General features: G+C 71.0%; 12 protein-coding genes. 10 read left to right on the top strand and 2 right to left on the bottom strand.

Annotated features, from left to right (window positions below; genetic code table 11):
* Window positions 1-317: 317 nt before the first annotated feature.
* The 9 genes from ACZ44S_RS05180 (at window position 318) to ACZ44S_RS05140 (ending at window position 10,764) form a co-directional block, all read left to right on the top strand.
* Window positions 318-1,406, top strand: coding sequence for a polyprenyl synthetase family protein (locus ACZ44S_RS05180; protein ID WP_466924558.1), 1,089 nt, complete (start codon window positions 318-320; stop codon window positions 1,404-1,406).
* On the top strand, window positions 1,406-2,497 hold the full coding sequence (mvk, locus tag ACZ44S_RS05175) for a mevalonate kinase (protein WP_466924555.1): 1,092 nt from the start codon (window positions 1,406-1,408) through the stop codon (window positions 2,495-2,497). Before ACZ44S_RS05180 ends, mvk begins: the two co-directional genes overlap by 1 nt.
* A complete protein-coding gene (gene mvaD, locus ACZ44S_RS05170) occupies window positions 2,487-3,536 on the top strand; it encodes a diphosphomevalonate decarboxylase (RefSeq protein ID WP_466924553.1) in 1,050 nt (349 codons plus the stop codon). The genes mvk and mvaD overlap by 11 nt, the downstream gene beginning before the upstream one ends.
* Window positions 3,533-4,681 carry a phosphomevalonate kinase gene (locus ACZ44S_RS05165; RefSeq protein WP_466924550.1) on the top strand — a complete coding sequence of 383 codons (1,149 nt, stop codon included), beginning with the start codon at window positions 3,533-3,535 and terminating at the stop codon, window positions 4,679-4,681. The genes mvaD and ACZ44S_RS05165 overlap by 4 nt, the downstream gene beginning before the upstream one ends.
* A complete protein-coding gene (gene fni / locus ACZ44S_RS05160) occupies window positions 4,678-5,784 on the top strand; it encodes a type 2 isopentenyl-diphosphate Delta-isomerase (RefSeq protein WP_466924547.1) in 1,107 nt (368 codons plus the stop codon). Before ACZ44S_RS05165 ends, fni begins: the two co-directional genes overlap by 4 nt.
* Window positions 5,781-6,845 (top strand): hydroxymethylglutaryl-CoA reductase, encoded by a 1,065-nt coding sequence (locus tag ACZ44S_RS05155; protein WP_466924544.1) that lies wholly within the window; start codon window positions 5,781-5,783, stop codon window positions 6,843-6,845. Before fni ends, ACZ44S_RS05155 begins: the two co-directional genes overlap by 4 nt.
* Entirely contained in the window at window positions 6,845-8,020 is a 1,176-nt protein-coding gene (locus tag ACZ44S_RS05150) for a hydroxymethylglutaryl-CoA synthase (RefSeq protein WP_466924541.1), read from the top strand. The genes ACZ44S_RS05155 and ACZ44S_RS05150 overlap by 1 nt, the downstream gene beginning before the upstream one ends.
* 60 nt (window positions 8,021-8,080) lie before the next feature.
* Window positions 8,081-8,968 carry an aromatic prenyltransferase gene (locus tag ACZ44S_RS05145; RefSeq protein WP_466924538.1) on the top strand — a complete coding sequence of 296 codons (888 nt, stop codon included), beginning with the start codon at window positions 8,081-8,083 and terminating at the stop codon, window positions 8,966-8,968.
* A 146-nt stretch (window positions 8,969-9,114) separates the two neighbouring features.
* Window positions 9,115-10,764 (top strand): prenyltransferase/squalene oxidase repeat-containing protein, encoded by a 1,650-nt coding sequence (locus ACZ44S_RS05140; protein WP_466924535.1) that lies wholly within the window; start codon window positions 9,115-9,117, stop codon window positions 10,762-10,764.
* Window positions 10,765-10,864: 100 nt separating this feature from the next.
* Here the strand turns inward: ACZ44S_RS05140 and ACZ44S_RS05135 are convergent, their stop codons facing one another.
* The gene (locus ACZ44S_RS05135; RefSeq protein ID WP_466924532.1) at window positions 10,865-12,328 is read right to left on the bottom strand and encodes a DUF6851 domain-containing protein; all 1,464 of its coding nucleotides are present in this window, start codon (window positions 12,326-12,328) and stop codon (window positions 10,865-10,867) included.
* A 313-nt stretch (window positions 12,329-12,641) separates the two neighbouring features.
* Window positions 12,642-13,874 carry a sensor histidine kinase gene (locus ACZ44S_RS05130; protein WP_466924529.1) on the bottom strand — a complete coding sequence of 411 codons (1,233 nt, stop codon included), beginning with the start codon at window positions 13,872-13,874 and terminating at the stop codon, window positions 12,642-12,644.
* Window positions 13,875-14,108: 234 nt separating this feature from the next.
* Between ACZ44S_RS05130 and ACZ44S_RS05125 the strand changes: the two genes are divergently transcribed.
* A complete protein-coding gene (locus ACZ44S_RS05125; RefSeq protein WP_466924526.1) occupies window positions 14,109-16,289 on the top strand; it encodes an MMPL family transporter in 2,181 nt (726 codons plus the stop codon).
* The last annotated feature ends 67 nt before the right edge of the window (window positions 16,290-16,356 follow it).

Genomic DNA, 16,356 nt, shown 5'->3' with positions numbered 1-16,356 from the left:
GCGATCAGCGTGGCCGCTTCAGTTATACGGGACGGTCCCCGCGTTCGGGGAATAGCTGGTTGCATTCGCACTACTCGCCCGAGTAGTGGGCAGCACAGACGTTTCGTCATTACGGTTCGTGTCGTTGCGATTCGCCGACGATCAGGGCAGCGACATTGGCGAACCATTTTCAGGGTTTCCTTGTTTTCGTGCGGGACGACGTGCGTCCGGAATGGGCCGGAAGCCGCTCCGTGTTCGACGTGACCGTCGGCGAATTCGCGGAAGTCCGAGCCCTATGACTACGAGAGTGACCGACGCCTCGACCGGGAGATGAAAGCATGACCGTGAGTTATCTCGGAACAGCCGTGGAGCCGGCCGCCATTGATGCCGCGATCAGTGACTTCTTCGCAGAACGCCGAGCCGAGGCCGCGTCGCTCGGCGAGGACTTCGCGGCGACCGTCGGGGAGTTGGAGGACTACGTCCTGCGCGGCGGCAAGCGCATCCGCCCCACGTTCGCCTGGCTGGGCTGGATCGGCGCCGGCGGCGACCCCGACGACCCGGTCGCCCCGGCCGTGCTGCGCGCCTGCGCGGGATTCGAGCTGCTGCACGCGTCGGGACTGATCCACGACGACATCATCGACGCCTCCGAGACACGTCGGGGCCATCCCGCCGCGCACGTGGTCTTCGCCGAGCGGCACCGGATGCGGCGCTTCTCCGGCGATCCGGGGCTGTTCGGTGCGGGCGCCGCCATCCTCGTCGGGGACCTGGCCCTGGTCTGGTCCGACGTCATGGTGCGTGCCTCCGGGCTTCCGGCGGACGCGCAGACCCGGCTCGGACCGGTGTGGTCCGCGGTGCGGTACGAGGTGATGTACGGCCAGCTGCTGGACCTGATCAGCCAGGCGAGCCAGGAGGAGGACGTCGACGCGGCGCTCCTGGTCGACCAGTACAAGACGGCCTCGTACACGGTGGAACGGCCGCTGCAGTTCGGCGCCGCGATCGCCGGCGCGGACGCCGCGCTGGTCGCCGCCTACCGGGCGTTCGGCGCCGACATCGGCATCGCCTTCCAGCTGCGGGACGACTTGCTGGGCGTGTTCGGCGACCCGGCGGTCACCGGCAAGCCGTCGGGGGACGACCTGCGCGAGGGCAAGCGGACGGTGCTGCTCGCGACGGCGCTGAAGCGCGCGGACGCGCGCGACCCGCGGGCGGCGGCCTTCCTCAGGGCGACGATCGGGACCGACCTGACCGACGACGACCTCGCCCGGGCACGTGCCGTCCTCACGGACGTCGGCGCCGTGCAGCACATCGAACGGGAGATCCAGCGCCGCGCCGACCAGGCCGTCACGGTGCTGGAGGCGAGCAGCGCCACCGGTCTGGCCAAACAGCAGCTCGCCGCCATGGCGACCAAGGTGACGCAGCGGGTCCACTGATGGCGGCGACACCACAGCGCACCGTCGGCGACCGGACGGACCTCGTGGACGAGCCGTCCCCCGGGGACCGGCGCCCCGGCGTCGGACGTGCCCACGGCAAGGCCATCCTGCTCGGTGAACACGCCGTCGTGTACGGCGCTCCCGCACTGGCCGTCCCGGTGCCCCAGCTGCCGGTCGTCGCGAGCGCGACGCCGCGCCCCGGCGACGCCGGCGCGGACGGGGTGACCTTCGAACTGGCCGGTCCGGGGGCCACGTCACGGATTCCGTCGTCCTCGAGCGGACTGCTGCGCCTGGTCGCGGAGTTCAGGGAATGGGCCGGCGTCGCGGACGGCCCGCGCGCGCATGTGCTCATCGACTGCTCGATCCCGCAGGGGCGTGGGCTCGGCTCCAGCGCGGCCTGCGCCCGGGCGGCGGTCCTGGCGCTCGCGGACCTCCTCGGCCGCCGTCTCGACGCCGGGGCGACGTTCGCTCTCGTACAGGCCTCCGAGAAGGTGACGCACGGCAGGGCGAGCGGCATCGACGCCGTCGCCACCGGCGCGACCTCCCCCCTGCTGTTCCGCTCCGGCACCGCGCGGGAGCTGCCCCTGCCCGACGGCTCGGCGCCTTCCCGGGAGGAGGCCGAGGAACGCGCCGGCACCGACGCGTCCTCCGCCCCGGGCGGAGTGTTCGTCATCGCGGACAGCGGGGTGAGCGGCGGCACCTGGGAAGCGGTGGAGCTGCTGCGGCGCAGGTTCGAGCGCGAACCGCGGACCAAGGAGGCGTTCGTCGGCCAGGTCTCGGACCTGACGAACGAGGCCGTGCACGACCTCGCGCACGGCCGGTGGACCGACTTCGGCACGCGGATGACCGAGAACCACCGGCTGCTGCGCGAGCTCGGGATCAGCACGGAGCGGATCGACGCCCTGGTCGGGGCCGCGCTCGACGCGGGCGGCCTGGGCGCCAAGCTCAGCGGCGGCGGCCTGGGGGGCTGCATGATCGCGCTCGCCGACGAACCCGGGCGGGCGGCGGCCGTCGTGAGCGCCCTCCGGGAAGCGGGCGCCGTCCGGACCTGGACCGTGCCGGCAGGAAGGAATGCGCACCATGCGGACTGACCATCGGGCGGAGCCGGTCAGGCCGGCCGCCGACGCACCGGGCGGTGGCGCGACGGCCGTGGCCCATCCGAACATCGCGCTGGTCAAGTACTGGGGCAAGCGCGACGAGCGGCTCATGATCCCGTACGCGGACAGCCTGTCCATGACCCTGGACATCTTCCCGACGACCACCACGGTCCGGCCGGACCCCGGGGCACCGGCCGACAGCGTCACACTCGACGGCTCCCCCGCGGAGGGCGAGGTGCGCCGGCGCGTCGTCGGTTTCCTCGACCTGCTCCGCCGGCGGTCGGGACGCTCCGAGCCGGCCGTCGTGGACACCCGCAACTCCGTTCCCACCGGGGCCGGACTGGCGTCCTCGGCGAGCGGTTTCGCGGCCCTGGCCCTGGCCGGAGCGGCCGCCTACGGGCTCGATCTCGATCGCACCGTGCTGTCCCGGCTGGCCCGCCGGGGTTCCGCCTCGGCCTCCCGGTCGATGTTCGGCGGCTTCGCGGTCTGTCACGCCGGCCGGGGCATCGGCACGGCGGCGGACTTCGGCTCCTACGCGGAGCCGGTGCCGGACACGGACTTCGACCCGGCACTGGTGATCGCGGTGGTCGACGCGGGAGCCAAGACCGTGTCCAGCCGGGACGCCATGCGGCGGACCGTCCAGACCTCGCCCCTCTACCGCGCGTGGGCGACGTCCTGCACGGCGGATCTGACCGAGATGAGGGCGGCGTTGCGGCGGGGTGATCTGCCTGCGGTCGGGGAGATCGCCGAGCGCAACGCCCTCGGCATGCATGCGACGATGCTGGCGGCGCGGCCTGCGGTGCGCTACTTCTCCCCGGCCACGGTGGCCGTGCTCGACGGAGTGCTGCGGCTGCGTGCGGACGGCGTGCCGGCGTACGCGACGATGGACGCCGGCCCCAACGTCAAGGTCCTCTGCCACCCCGCCGACGCCGACCGGGTGGCCGAGGCGGTGCGCCGGGCCGCCCCCGGCTGCTCGGTGTTCACCGCGCGGCGCGGGCCGGGCGCCCGGCTGACGACGGAGGCCGAGCGGTGACCGGGACGGTCACCCGGTACGCCCCGGGCAAGCTGTTCGTGGTCGGTGAGTACGCCGTGCTGGAGCCGGGGCACCCGGCGGTCCTGGTGGCGGTCGACCGCCACGTCGGCGTCACCGTCTCGGCAGCCGACGGGGCCGAGGTCGTGATCGAGTCGGACCTCTCGCCGAGAGAGGCGCGCCTGCGGCGCGGTGCCGACGGACTCACCTGGTCCGGGGCCGACACCGACACCGACACCGACACGGACGCCGACGCCGACACCGGGCCGCGGATCCTGGACCGTCTCGGCCACGTCGTGTCGGCGATCGACGTGGTCGACGGGCTGCTGGCCGAGCGCGGACGGCGCGCGCCACCGATCCGCGTGGCGATCACCAGCAGCCTGCACCGTGACGGAACCAAGTTCGGACTCGGCTCCAGCGGCGCGGTGACGGTCGCCACGGTGTCCGCCGTGGCCGCGTACTACGGCCTGGAACTGTCACCCGATGCCCGCTTCCGGCTCGCGCTGCTGGCCACGGCACGGCGCGACCCGCGCTCCTCCGGCGGTGATCTCGCCGCGAGCGTCTGGGGCGGCTGGGTCGCGTACCGGGCGCCGGACCGGGCAGCCGTGCTCGCCCTGGCCCGGCGCGGGGGCGTCGAGCACGCCCTCCGGGAGCCGTGGCCCGGGTTCTCGGTGCGCCGGCTGCCGCCGCCCCGCGGGCTCGCGCTGGAGGTGGGCTGGACGGGAGAGCCGGCCAGCACCGCCTCGTTGACAGGCCGTCTGGAGTCGGGGGAGTGGCGCGGCAGCGCGGTCCGGCGGGACTTCGTCCGCCGCAGCGACGCCTGCGCACAGGCCGCGATCCGCGCCCTCGAACGAGGGGACGACGACGAGCTGTTGCACCGGATCCGCAGCGCACGCCGGATGCTCGCCGACCTCGACGGCGCCGTCCGCCTCGGCATCTTCACCCCGGTGCTGACGGCCCTGTGCGACGTCGCCGAGGCCGTCGGCGGCGCCGCCAAGCCCTCGGGTGCCGGGGGCGGCGACTGCGGCATCGCGTTCCTGGAGGCCGCCGAGGCGTCGCGGGTGTCGCGGCTGCGGGAGCGGTGGGAAGCCGCGGGCGTGCTCCCGCTGCCGATTCAGATCCAGCCGACGAAAGGGAGCCCAGCATGATCGCTGAGCGCAAGGACGCGCACGTGCGGTTCGCCACCGAGCAGCATCGCCGGCGCAGCGGGCACAACCAGTTCGACGACGTGTCCTTCGTGCATCACGCGCTGGCCGGCATCGACCGCTCGGACGTCTCGACGGTCACCCGCTTCGGCGGTATGGAGTGGCAGGTGCCGCTGTACATCAACGCGATGACCGGCGGCAGCCCCAAGACCGGTGAGATCAACCGTGACCTGGCCATCGCCGCCCGCGAGACCGGCGTCTCCATCGCGACGGGATCCATGAGCCCGTACTTCGCCGACGCGTCGGTGGCGGACACCTTCAGCGTGATGCGCAAGGAGAACCCCGGCGGTTTCATCCTGGCGAACATCAACGCCAACGCCACCGTCGACAAGGCGCGCCGGGCCGTGGAGCTGCTGGGGGCCGACGCCCTCCAGATCCACGTCAACGTGATCCAGGAGACGGTGATGCCGGAGGGCGACCGCTCGTTCGCCGCCTGGGGGCCGCGGATCGAGGAGATCGCGGCGGGCGTCGACGTCCCGCTGATCGTGAAGGAGGTCGGCTTCGGGCTCAGCCGCGAGACCCTGCTGCGGCTCCAGGAGATGGGCGTGCGGGTGGCCGATGTCTCCGGCAGCGGAGGCACCGACTTCGCGCGGATCGAGAACGACCGGCGCGACCGGCCCGACTACGCGTACCTCAACGGCTGGGGACAGTCCACACCGGCCTGCCTCCTGGACGCCCAGGGCGTCGGTCTTCCGGTGCTCGCCTCCGGCGGTGTCCGTCATCCGCTCGACGTGGCGCGCGCACTGGCGCTCGGCGCCTCCGCCGTCGGGGCGTCCGGCCTGTTCCTCAGGACCGTGCTCGACGGCGGTCCTCCGGCCCTGATCTCCCTGCTGACCTCGTGGATCGACCAGCTCACGGCCCTGATGACCGCGCTGGGCGCGTCCACCCCCGCCGACCTCGCCCACTGCGACGTGCTCGTCCACGGCGACCTGCGCGCGTTCTGCGCCGACCGGGGGATCGAGACCCGGTGGCTGGCCACCCGCTCCCGGTCCTACCGCACCAACTCCTCCAGCACGCACCACGAGACGATCGGAGGTTCCCGATGACCGAACCCCATGCGGTCGCCGGCGTTCCCATGAAATGGGTGGGTCCCCTGCGTATTTCGGGGAACGTCGCCGAGCTCGAGACCCACGTCCCGCTCGCCACGTACGAGTCACCGCTGTGGCCCTCCGTCGGCCGCGGCGCGCGACTGTCCACCATGGTCGAACAGGGCATCGTCACCACCCTGGTCGACGAGCGGATGACGCGCTCGGTCTTCGTGCGGGCCGAGGACGCGCAGACCGCCCACATGGCCGCCCTGGAGGTCGACGCGCGCCTGGACGAACTCCGTGACGTCGTGCGCACCTGCGGCCGGTTCGTCGAACTCATCGGGTTCCACCACGAGATCGCGGCCAACCTGCTGTTCCTCCGCTTCGAGTTCAGCACGGGCGACGCGTCCGGGCACAACATGGCGACGCTGGCCGCCGACGCGCTGCTCAGCCACATCCTGCAGGCCATTCCCGGGATCACCTACGGCTCCATCTCGGGGAACTACTGCACGGACAAGAAGGCGACCGCGGTCAACGGCATCCTCGGGCGGGGCAAGAGGGTCGTCGCCGAACTCCTGCTGCCCCGCGACGTCGTGCACAAGTCGCTGCGCACGACGGCCGGCGCGATGGCCGAACTGAACGTCGGCAAGAACATGATCGGCACCCTGCTCGCCGGCGGCATCCGCTCCGCAAACGCCCACTACGCGAACATGCTGCTCGGCTTCTACCTGGCCACGGGCCAGGACGCGGCGAACATCGTGGAGGGCTCCCAGGGCGTCACCGTGGCCGAGGACCGGGACGGCGACCTGTACTTCTCCTGCACCCTGCCGAACCTGATCGTGGGGACGGTCGGCAACGGCAAGGGCCTCGACTTCGTCGAGGAGAACCTGGAGCGGCTCGGCTGCCGCGAGGTGCGCGAACCCGGCGACAACGCGCGCCGTCTCGCGGTCATCGCGGCCGCGACGGTGCTGTGCGGCGAGCTCTCCCTGATGGCGGCCCAGACGAATCCCGGTGAGCTGATGCGGGCGCACGTCCATCTGGAACGCAGGAACGCGGCGTCGAAGATCGGAGGCAAGTGATGCCCGGTGACCTCACCATAGGGATCCACGACCTCTCGGTCGCCACGGGACAGTACGCCCTCACGCACGAGACGCTGGCCGCCCACAACGGCACGGGCGTCGCCAAGTATCACCGGGGCATCGGCCAGCGCGCGATGAGCGTGCCGGCCGCGGACGAGGACATCGTGACGATGGCCGCCGACGCCGCCGCCCCCATCGTGGCCCGGCACGGCTCCGACCGGATCCGGACCGTGGTCTTCGCGACCGAGACGTCCGTCGACCAGTCGAAGGCGGCGGGGATCTACGTCCACTCGCTGCTGGGGCTGCCGTCCGCCGCCCGGGTCGTCGAGCTCAAGCAGGCCTGCTACAGCGGCACGGCGGCCCTGCAGTTCGCCATGGGGCTGGTGCACCGGGACCCGTCGGAGCAGGTCCTCGTGATCGCCGGCGACGTCTCCCGGTACGAGCTGGGCAGCCCCGGCGAGGCCACGCAGGGCGCGGCAGCGGTGGCCATGCTGATCGGTGCGGACCCGGCGCTGGTGCGCATCGAGGACGGGTCGGGGATGTTCACCGCCGACATCATGGACTTCTGGCGGCCGAACTATCTCACCACCGCCCTGGTCGACGGCCGCAAGTCCATCTCCGCCTACCTGCAGGCCGTCGAAGGCGCCTGGAAGGACTACACCGAGCGCGGCGGCCGCAAGCTCGACGAGTTCCACGCCTTCTGCTACCACCAGCCGTTCACGAAGATGGCCCACAAGGCGCACCGGCATCTGCTGCAGTACAACGGCCACGCCGCCGACGAGGACGAGATCACCCGCGCCACCGGGCTCACGACGGTCTACAACGTCGAGATCGGCAACAGCTACACCGCGTCCATGTACGTCGGACTGGCCTCGCTGCTCGACCACGCCGACGATCTCACGGGTGAGGCCATCGGCTTCCTGAGCTACGGGTCCGGCAGCGTCGCGGAGTTCTTCGCCGGCACGGTCGTCCCGGGTTACCGCGCGCACCTGCGTTCCGAGGCGCACCGCGAGGCCGTCGGCCGTCGGGAGCAGATCGACTACCCCAGGTACCGCGAACTCCACGAGCGGTCCTTCCCCGCCGACGGCGGAGACCACCCCGTGCCGGAGGAGACCACCGGGCCCTACCGGCTCGCCGGGCTCTTCGGTCATCAGCGCGTCTACGCGGCGCGGTAGGGCCTCCGCCGCGCCCATCAGTCGCATGCGAGCGCATGCCTCACTTGCTTGGAGTCGTACATGTCGGAAACCTCCGAGGCGGACGAGATCTACTCCGCCGTCGCGGAAACAGCGGGACGGCTGGGCATGGCCTGCTCGCGCGACAAGGTCTGGCCCATTCTGTCGGCGTACGGCGACGCGTTCGCGCATGCCATGCCGCTGGCCTTCAGGATGGCGACCGGCCCGCGGCACGCGGGCGACGTCGACTGCCGCTTCATCACGCACCCGAAGGACCGCAACCCGTACCCGCAGGCCCTGTCGAAAGGGCTCACCCCGAAAACGGACCACCCCGTCGGAGAACTGCTCGCGGACATCGAGGAGCGCTTCACGATCGACGGGTACGGCATCGACTTCGGTGTGGTGAGCGGCTTCACGAAGGTCTATGCGGGATTCGCGCCCGAGGACCTGCAGAAGCTGTCGGAACTCGCCCATATTCCGGCCATGCCGCGCAGCCTCGCCGGAAACTTCGAGTTCTTCGTCCGTCACGGCCTGGACGACAAGGTCGCCTTCGTCGCGGTCGACTACCTGCACAGAACCGTGAACGTGTATTTCAACGACGTGCCCGCGGAGTGTTTCGAAGCCGACCGCGTCCGGCAGATGCTCCGTGAGATCGGGCTGCCGGAGCCGAGCGACCGGATGCTCGGCCTCGGCAGCCGGGCGTTCGGGCTGTACATCACCCTGAACTGGGACTCTCCGGTGATCGAGCGCTTCTGCTTCGGCGTGACGACCACGGATCTGTCGAGCCTCCCCGTGCCCGTCGAGCCACAGCTCGAGAAATTCGCCCGAAGCGTTCCCTACGGCGGCGCGGACCGCAAATTCGTGTACGGCGTCGCGGCGGCCGCGGAAGGGGAGTACTACAAGCTCGAGACGCATTACAAGTGGAATCCCGGGGCCGTGGCCTTCATCTGATCGGAACACAGATTTTCGCGCAGCTCTCGGCGCCGTGAACATTCACCGCCGAGAGCTGCGTTCGGTCGGCCATGCCCGGAAAGGGCCGGATCGCAGGAATTCTCGATTCCCCCACCGACCACCAGGCATCCAGACAGGAGTGCGCCATGAGACCCATGAACACCTTGCACCGGGCCCTCATTCCGTGGCCCGCGGACATCGACCCCGAGCAGCTGCGCGAGGCCACATCGCGTCTGGTCACGCATGTCAGCGGTCAGGTCGACGACGAGGGAGCGATACGCGGGGAGTGCCACAGCCGGGTGCTGGAATCCGCGCTGGCGCTGTCGCTGATGACGCGCACGGGTGCGGACTCGCCGGCCCGGGACCGGGTGCTCGCCTTCCTCCAGGAACACCTCGACTCCCCGCAGGAGTTCGACCGGGTCCTCGCGACGCTGGCGGTCGGGCGCGCCACCGACCGGGCCTCCGCCGCGGACGCCGACATCGTCGGCAAGCTGACCGAGGCGCTGCTCGGCGCCGCACCGGCGTTCATCTCCGCCCGCCGCCGCAGGATGCTGTACGCCGTGCTGTCGCTGTTCGGCTGCCCGGTGCCGCCCGACGCCGCCCCGACGGCCGACGAGGTTCCCCCCACGGACTCCGTGCACTCCTGGGCCGCCGTGCAGCAGGCCGCCGTCACGCTGGTCCTCGCCAACGCCACGGGCGTCAGCAACGGGGCGAGCGCCGCCGCGCTGCGGACCGTCGTCGCCGTGCGCCCGGCGACGACGGTGTGGGAGGGCTATGTGCTGCTGCACCTGCTGTCGCTGCACGGGCTCGCCGGCGTGCCGGGGCAGGAGGGGACCGTCCGCAGCGGTCTGCAGACCCTGCTGCGGTACCAGCGTGACGACGGCGGCTTCCCGTTCGTCGTGGACCTCCAGCACTGGTGCACGTCCACCGCGGGCATCGCGCTCGCCGCGGCCGGTTCACGACCGGGCGTGCAGCGGGCCATGGCGGACGCGCTCGTCGCGCACGAGGTCGACGAGTCGCAGCGCTCCCTGTGCGTCTCCCTGTCCCGGGGCGAGCCGCTCGCGGACGGCTGGTCCTTCGGCCCCCGGGTGGCGCAGAACGACGTCGACTGCACCTCCTGCATCCTGGAGTTCCTGCACGGCGTCGACCCCGTCGGCCACGCTGCCGCCGTACGGCGCGGGATGCGGGCGCTGCTCGCCGTCCAGGGTGCCGACGGAGGCTTCCCCACCTATGTCGCCGGTGCCGCCTCCGAGCCGTGCATGACGGCCGCGGCCGTCAACGCGCTCGCCCCGCACCCCTCCACCAGGTCCGCCCGGCAGCGTGCCCTGGGCTTCCTGGCCGACAGCCAGCTGCCGGACGGCGGATTCGAGCCGGGGTGGAGCCGCAGCAGGCTGCACGCGATGTTCCGTGCGCGTCTCGCGGCCTGCACCGCCGGCCCGGACGACCACCGCACGGCCCGCATGGCCGAACGGATCGAGCACTCGGTGCGCGGGACGCAGAACCCCGACGGCGGCTGGGGGATGCAGCCCGGCGATCCCAGCGACCCGATCAGCACCGCCTACGGGCTGATCATCCTCTGCTACGGGACCGCGTCGCCGCCCGTCGGGCGCGCCCTGTCCTGGCTGCTCTCCCACCAGAACGCGGACGGCGGCTACAGCGGCCCGCCGGACATGGTCGGCCCCCGGCCGTTCCCCTACCACATCCCCGTCCTGACCGACGCCCCCGTGCTCCTCGCGCTGGGGCATGTGCGCCACCGGGTGCAGGGCACGGCGACCCTGCTCAGGGAAGTGGCCTAGCGGCCGTTCACGCCGCGTCGGCGGAACGGACGGACGACAGCGGACTGCCGGCGAAGCCCTCGGGCTTCGCCGGCAGTCCGCTGTGGGCGACGGGCAGGGGTCAGCCGCCGTTGACCTTGCGCTGGACGTATTCGTAGGCGAGGTCGCCGATCCGCGGAGCGTACTGGGCGGCGGCCTCGATGGAGGCGCGGAAGTTCTGGCCGCCCCACAGGCGGCTCTCACCGCAGTCGCGGGCGAAATCCGTCAAGTTGCTCCAGCGCAGCGTCATGTCCTGGCCCGGGGTGGTTCCCGGCTCGACGAAGGAGGAGCCCTTGGTGACGGAGTGGGAGATGTTGAGCGCGTCCGTACCGGTGAAACGCCGTGTCAGGTGGGCGAAGGCCAGGCATTCCGCAGCCTCCGCGGAGGGGTACTCGGGGTGGTCGGGCGCCTTGACCGGGTGGTCGGCGGGCCAGGCGTCCAGGTAGGCCCGCCACTCGTTCCCGCTGATGTCGTTGACGGTCCCCTCGCCGGGGCCGCCCCATGCCGTCACCTTCTTCTTCCCGTACAGATGACGCACGGCGCTGAACGGCCGCACCGAGTCGTACTTGCGCTTGAAGTGCCAGGTGGCGATGGCGAGATCGTAGAACCCTATGTCGCGTACGACGGTGTAGTGGATGGTCTTCTCGACGTCGTACTTGCCCCCGACGATGACCGGCACCGTACCGACGAGTCCGAAGGTGTCGAAGTTGCTGTTGAAGAGTTCGGCGGTCATTTTCCGGCGGTCGTCCAGGTGCGCCGATGCCCGGAGAACCTCGTCGGCCTGCCGCCTGTAGGCGAAGTGGTTGCGGTGGTTGCTCTTCCACGGCGGAGAGACCTTGAACCGGCTGGGGCTGTCGTACGTGAACGGCTTGACCCGGCCGAAGTGCGGGGTGGCGAATTTCTGGACGGTGAAGACGCCGTTCTTCTGGAACGTGTTCGGCTGCCAGCGGGACGGATCGCGGAGTTTTTCCGCGCTGTTGACCGGCTTGTATCCCGTGTAGTCGGCGTAGGGCTGCCGGTTGTACCGACGGCCGCCCGCCGAGCCGTCGCGGTTGGTTCCGTCGTTCTTCCTGGCCGCGAAGGCGTTCTTGGCGGCCAGAATGCCGATGCCGCTCGGCGTGGCCGGGTCGGCTTCCGTGTCGTCGGGGTCGAGACCGGCCGACTCCATCATCTCCCGCCACTTGGGCTTGTGCTCCGGGTAGAGCACGTTCAACGAGGTGAAGGCGGAGTACATGACGGCGATGTTCTTGTTGCGTGTCGTGTGTTCGGAGCTCGGTCGCCGGCCGAGGTCCGAGAAGATGCCCACCGCTGTCGGGTGATACGGGGCGATCGCGTCGAACCACGGCACCTCCAGCAGAATGGTGGAGTCCCTGTTCACCGGACTGCTGCCCGTGTTGTTCGCGCGTGACACCGCGGCGAGCTTCATGTAGATGATCCCGGTCACGGCGTTCCCGTGATCGAAGTCGAAGCCCGCCGCCTGCCGGGGGGACGCGGTTACGGCGCTGGTCAGTGTTCCGGTCAGGGCGGTGGCGGTGGCGATGGCCATCGCGTACCTCAGACGCCGACTTCGCGGCCGCCGTGCATGGGTCACCGGAATTCTCCATTCAGTCGACTTGCGAGTCCTCAGAGGTCGCCGGCGGAAAGAACGGGGGGTTCGTTCGGGCGCAAGAGTTGACCGCACGGTAACTTGATCTCTGTCGCACTGAAATTAGTTGATTCGCCCCGCGCCCGGCCACTGCTCCTTCTGGTAGTCGGAACTACTCATGTTGGAGGCGGGCGGGTATTGTCCGCAGCCGGCGCCGCGAACGACAATGTGCCCTGGAAGCCGCCGCTTCCAGGGCACTGTCACCGCCACTCTGTCAAAGGCGCGACCCGGTGGGCGCGAGGGGCAGGCGTGCGGTGACCTCGAACCCACCGCCGGGCGTCGGCTCGGCATGGAAGTCCCCGCCGAGCAGCTGACAGCGTTCGCGCATTCCGAGGATTCCGCGGCCGCCCTTGACCTGTTTGCCCGCGCCGTTGAGGGACGGCCGGGAGACGGAGGCGCCACGCGGAGCCGGGCTCCCCTGGTCGGTGACGCGGATCTCCAGATGGTCGATCCCCGGGTTCACCGCGACCGTCACCCGGGTCGGACCGGCGTGCCGGATGATGTTGGTGATCGACTCCTGGAGGATGCGGTAGGCGGCGCTGTCCACCGCGCTCGGCAACGGCTCCTCGGGCGGGTCCACTTCCAGCGTGAGGTCCAGTCCGGCGGCGCGCGCCTCGGTGGTGAGGTCGTCGATCTGTTCCAGACCCGCGTGCGGCACGGGATCGTCGCCGTCGCCCCGGAGCACGCCGAGGATGGCGCGCATCTCCCGCAGCGTCCGGGAACTCGTCTCCTCGATGGTCCGCAGCGCCTCGCGCGCCTGTTCCGGCCGCTTGTCGAGCACGTGCGCGGTGACCCCGGACTGCACGTTGATGATCGCGATGGCGTGGGCGACGGTGTCGTGGACCTCGCGTGCGATCCGCAGCCGCTCGGCGTCGACCCGGGCGCGTGCCTCCTCCTCGCGGGTCCGCTCCGCCAGCTCCGCACGCAGCTGCGCGTCGGCCGCGATGACCCGCCGGGACCGGACGGACTCGCCGAGAGCGATGCTCATGACCGACACACCGATGCGGAAGAACACCCAGCCGATGGCCTCGCGCGGTTCCACGTCGGCCGCCGCGTACAGCCACCCGGCGGCCAGGACCGCGGTACCCGTGCCGGCGATCGCCAACGACCGGCGCCCGTCACCGTAGGCGGCGAGGCTGTACAGGCAGACCAGGAGTCCGAGCCAGCCGTACCCGTCGGGGAACTCGATGAGGTAGTAGGCCAGGCTGGCGGCCGCGGCCGTGGCGAATGCCGCGACCGGCCACAAACGGCGGACGGCCACGACGAGGCCGCCCACCACCAGCAGGGCGAACCCGAGGTGTCCGAAGTCGGAGAGCGGACGCTGTTCCGTCCCCCTGGACGCGGCGAGGACGACCGTGCCCTGCACCTGCATCACGGTGACGAAGAGCGCGAGCAGCAGATCTTGGGTCAGCACCCGCAGGGAGGACGACCCGGGGCGGATTCTCATGCGGCGATCCTACTGTCCGGGGCCCCGCGTGACGCTCCGCTCCGAGGCGCGACCCACTACGTCGAAAGGCGCGGCGCGCCGCGGCCGGTTACGCCCGATTGCGTAGGCACCGCCATCCGTCGTCAGAGGCCAAAGCCGCCCCACGCACGGCACGATCACCGTTGTGACCGACCGACCTCACCCATGCCGAGAGTGCGAGCCGTGCCGCGAGGCTCGACGACTGAGGAGCAGATGATGACGACTACCGAGTCTCCACGTGCGGACGGGGCCCTGGCGGGACTGGGGCGTTTCTGTTTCCGCCGCCGCCGCCTGGTACTCCTGACGTGGGTCATCGGTGTGATCGCCGTGGCGTTCGTCGGCTTCGGCTACGGCGCCGCCCCCGACAACGACTTCTCCGGCGGAGACTCGCAGTCGGCCAAGGCGCAGAAGCTGATGGCGCAGCACTTCCCGCAGGAACAGGGTGACAGGCTCACCCTCGCGATCAGGGCCGACAAGGGGATCGACGATCCCGCCGCCCGGCAGAAGATCGAGAAGGCCATCGCCGGGCTCGCCGACTCGGCCGTCACCGGGCCGGTGGTCTCGCCGTACCAGGACGACAAACTGGTGACGGAGGATCGCCGCATCGCGCGCACGACCATCCCGCTGAGCGACAAGGAGGTGGAGAAGACCGAGGTCAAGCCCCTGGTGGACCTGGTCAAGGACGCCTCGGACGACAGCGTCACGCTCGCGCTGGGCGGCTACATGGCGGAGAAGGCCGAGACACCCCCGCAGGGCCCGGCCGAGAGCGTGGGCATCCTGGCTGCGGCAGTGATCCTCTTCATCGCCTTCGGGTCGCTGGTGGCCATGGGCCTGCCGATCGTCACCGCGCTCCTGGCCATCGTGGGCGGGCTGGCGCTGATGAAACTGGTGGCGCACCTGGTCCCCGCGCCGGACTTCACCATGGTCTTCGGCGCGATGATCGGGCTCGGCGTCGGAATCGACTACGCCCTGTTCATCGTGACCCGCTACAAGGACGCGCTCCGGGACGGTGACGACCCCGAGGCCGCCACGGTCAAGTCCATCACCACCGCCGGTCACGCGGTGCTGTTCGCCGGCACGACCGTCGTCATCGCGTTGATGGGCCTGGTCGTCATGGGACAGCGGCTGATGACCGGGGTGGCCGTCGCCACGTCGCTCACGGTGCTGGTGACGATGATCGCCGCGGTGACGCTGCTGCCGGCGTTCCTCGGCTTCACCGGATACAGGATCAACTCGCTGCGTCTGCCCCGTCGCGCCTCCCGCCGGGAGCGTGCGGCGAGCGCGCCGTCCGAGGCGCGCCCCACGTTCGCCGAGCGCTGGGCCGGCGTGGTGCAGCGCAGGCCGCTGATCGCCGCGCTCCTGGCCGGCGCGAGCCTGCTGGTGCTGGCCATCCCCATGCTGTCGATGCGGCTGAGCCAGCCCGACGCCAGCGTGCAGCCCCACGACAGGAGCAGCTACATCTCCTACGAGATCCTGGCCGACGGCTTCGGCCCGGGCTACGGCGCTCCCCTCGTCTTCGCCACCGAGGTCGACTCCCAGGACGCCGATCTGGGTCCCGTCGTCCGAGCGGTCAGCGAGACGGAGGGCATCGCCTACGCCACGCCGCCCCGGGTCAGTGAGGACGGGAAGGCCGCCACCTTCACCGCCTTCCCCACGACCGGTTATCAGGACGAGGCGACCGCGGATCTGGTGCACGAGCTCCGTGACGACGTGCTGCCCGGGACTCCCGGCGGTGAGGACGTCCTCGTCGGCGGACCGAACGCCAGCACCATCGACGTGGCCGAGGAGTCCGGCTCGCGCCTGCCCCTGATGATCGCGGTCGTCGTGGCGATGTCCATGGTGCTGCTCATCGCGCTGGTCCGGTCGGTCACCATCGCCCTGCAGGCCGCCGTGATGAACCTGCTGTCCATCGGTGCCGCCTACGGCGTCGTGGTCGCCGTGGTGCAGTGGGGATGGTTCGGCCCGGCGCTCGGCTTCCCCACCACCATGCCCGTGACCACCTGGGTCCCGATGATGATGTTCCCGGTCCTGTTCGGCCTGTCGATGGACTACCAGGTGTTCCTGATCTCCCGCGTCCGCGAGGAGTACGAGCGAACCGGTGACACCCGCGAGGCCGTGGCCCGGGGCCTGGCACGGACCGCCAAGGTGATCACGGCCGCGGCCGCCATCATGATCGCCGTCTTCACGACCTCCCTGCTGGGGCCCGATGTCGCGGTCAAACAGGGAGGCCTGGGCATGGCGGTCGCCGTGCTCATCGACGCCACCATCGTCCGGATGGTGTTCGTCCCGGCGGTGATGGAACTGTGCGGCAAGGCCAACTGGTGGATGCCCGGACGCCGGGCACCGAAGACGGCCTCGGAATCCCCCGCCGAGGTCGAGGAAGGGGTCAAGGTGTGACCCCCCGCCGGTCCGGATCCCTCGCCCCGTTGGATCCGGACCGGCACCCCGCACGTCCGGCGCAGTC

This window comes from Streptomyces malachitofuscus (genome assembly GCF_055571035.1).
The sequence above is the reverse complement of the archived record's forward strand: the minus strand, read 5'-3'. Positions and strand labels throughout refer to the sequence as shown.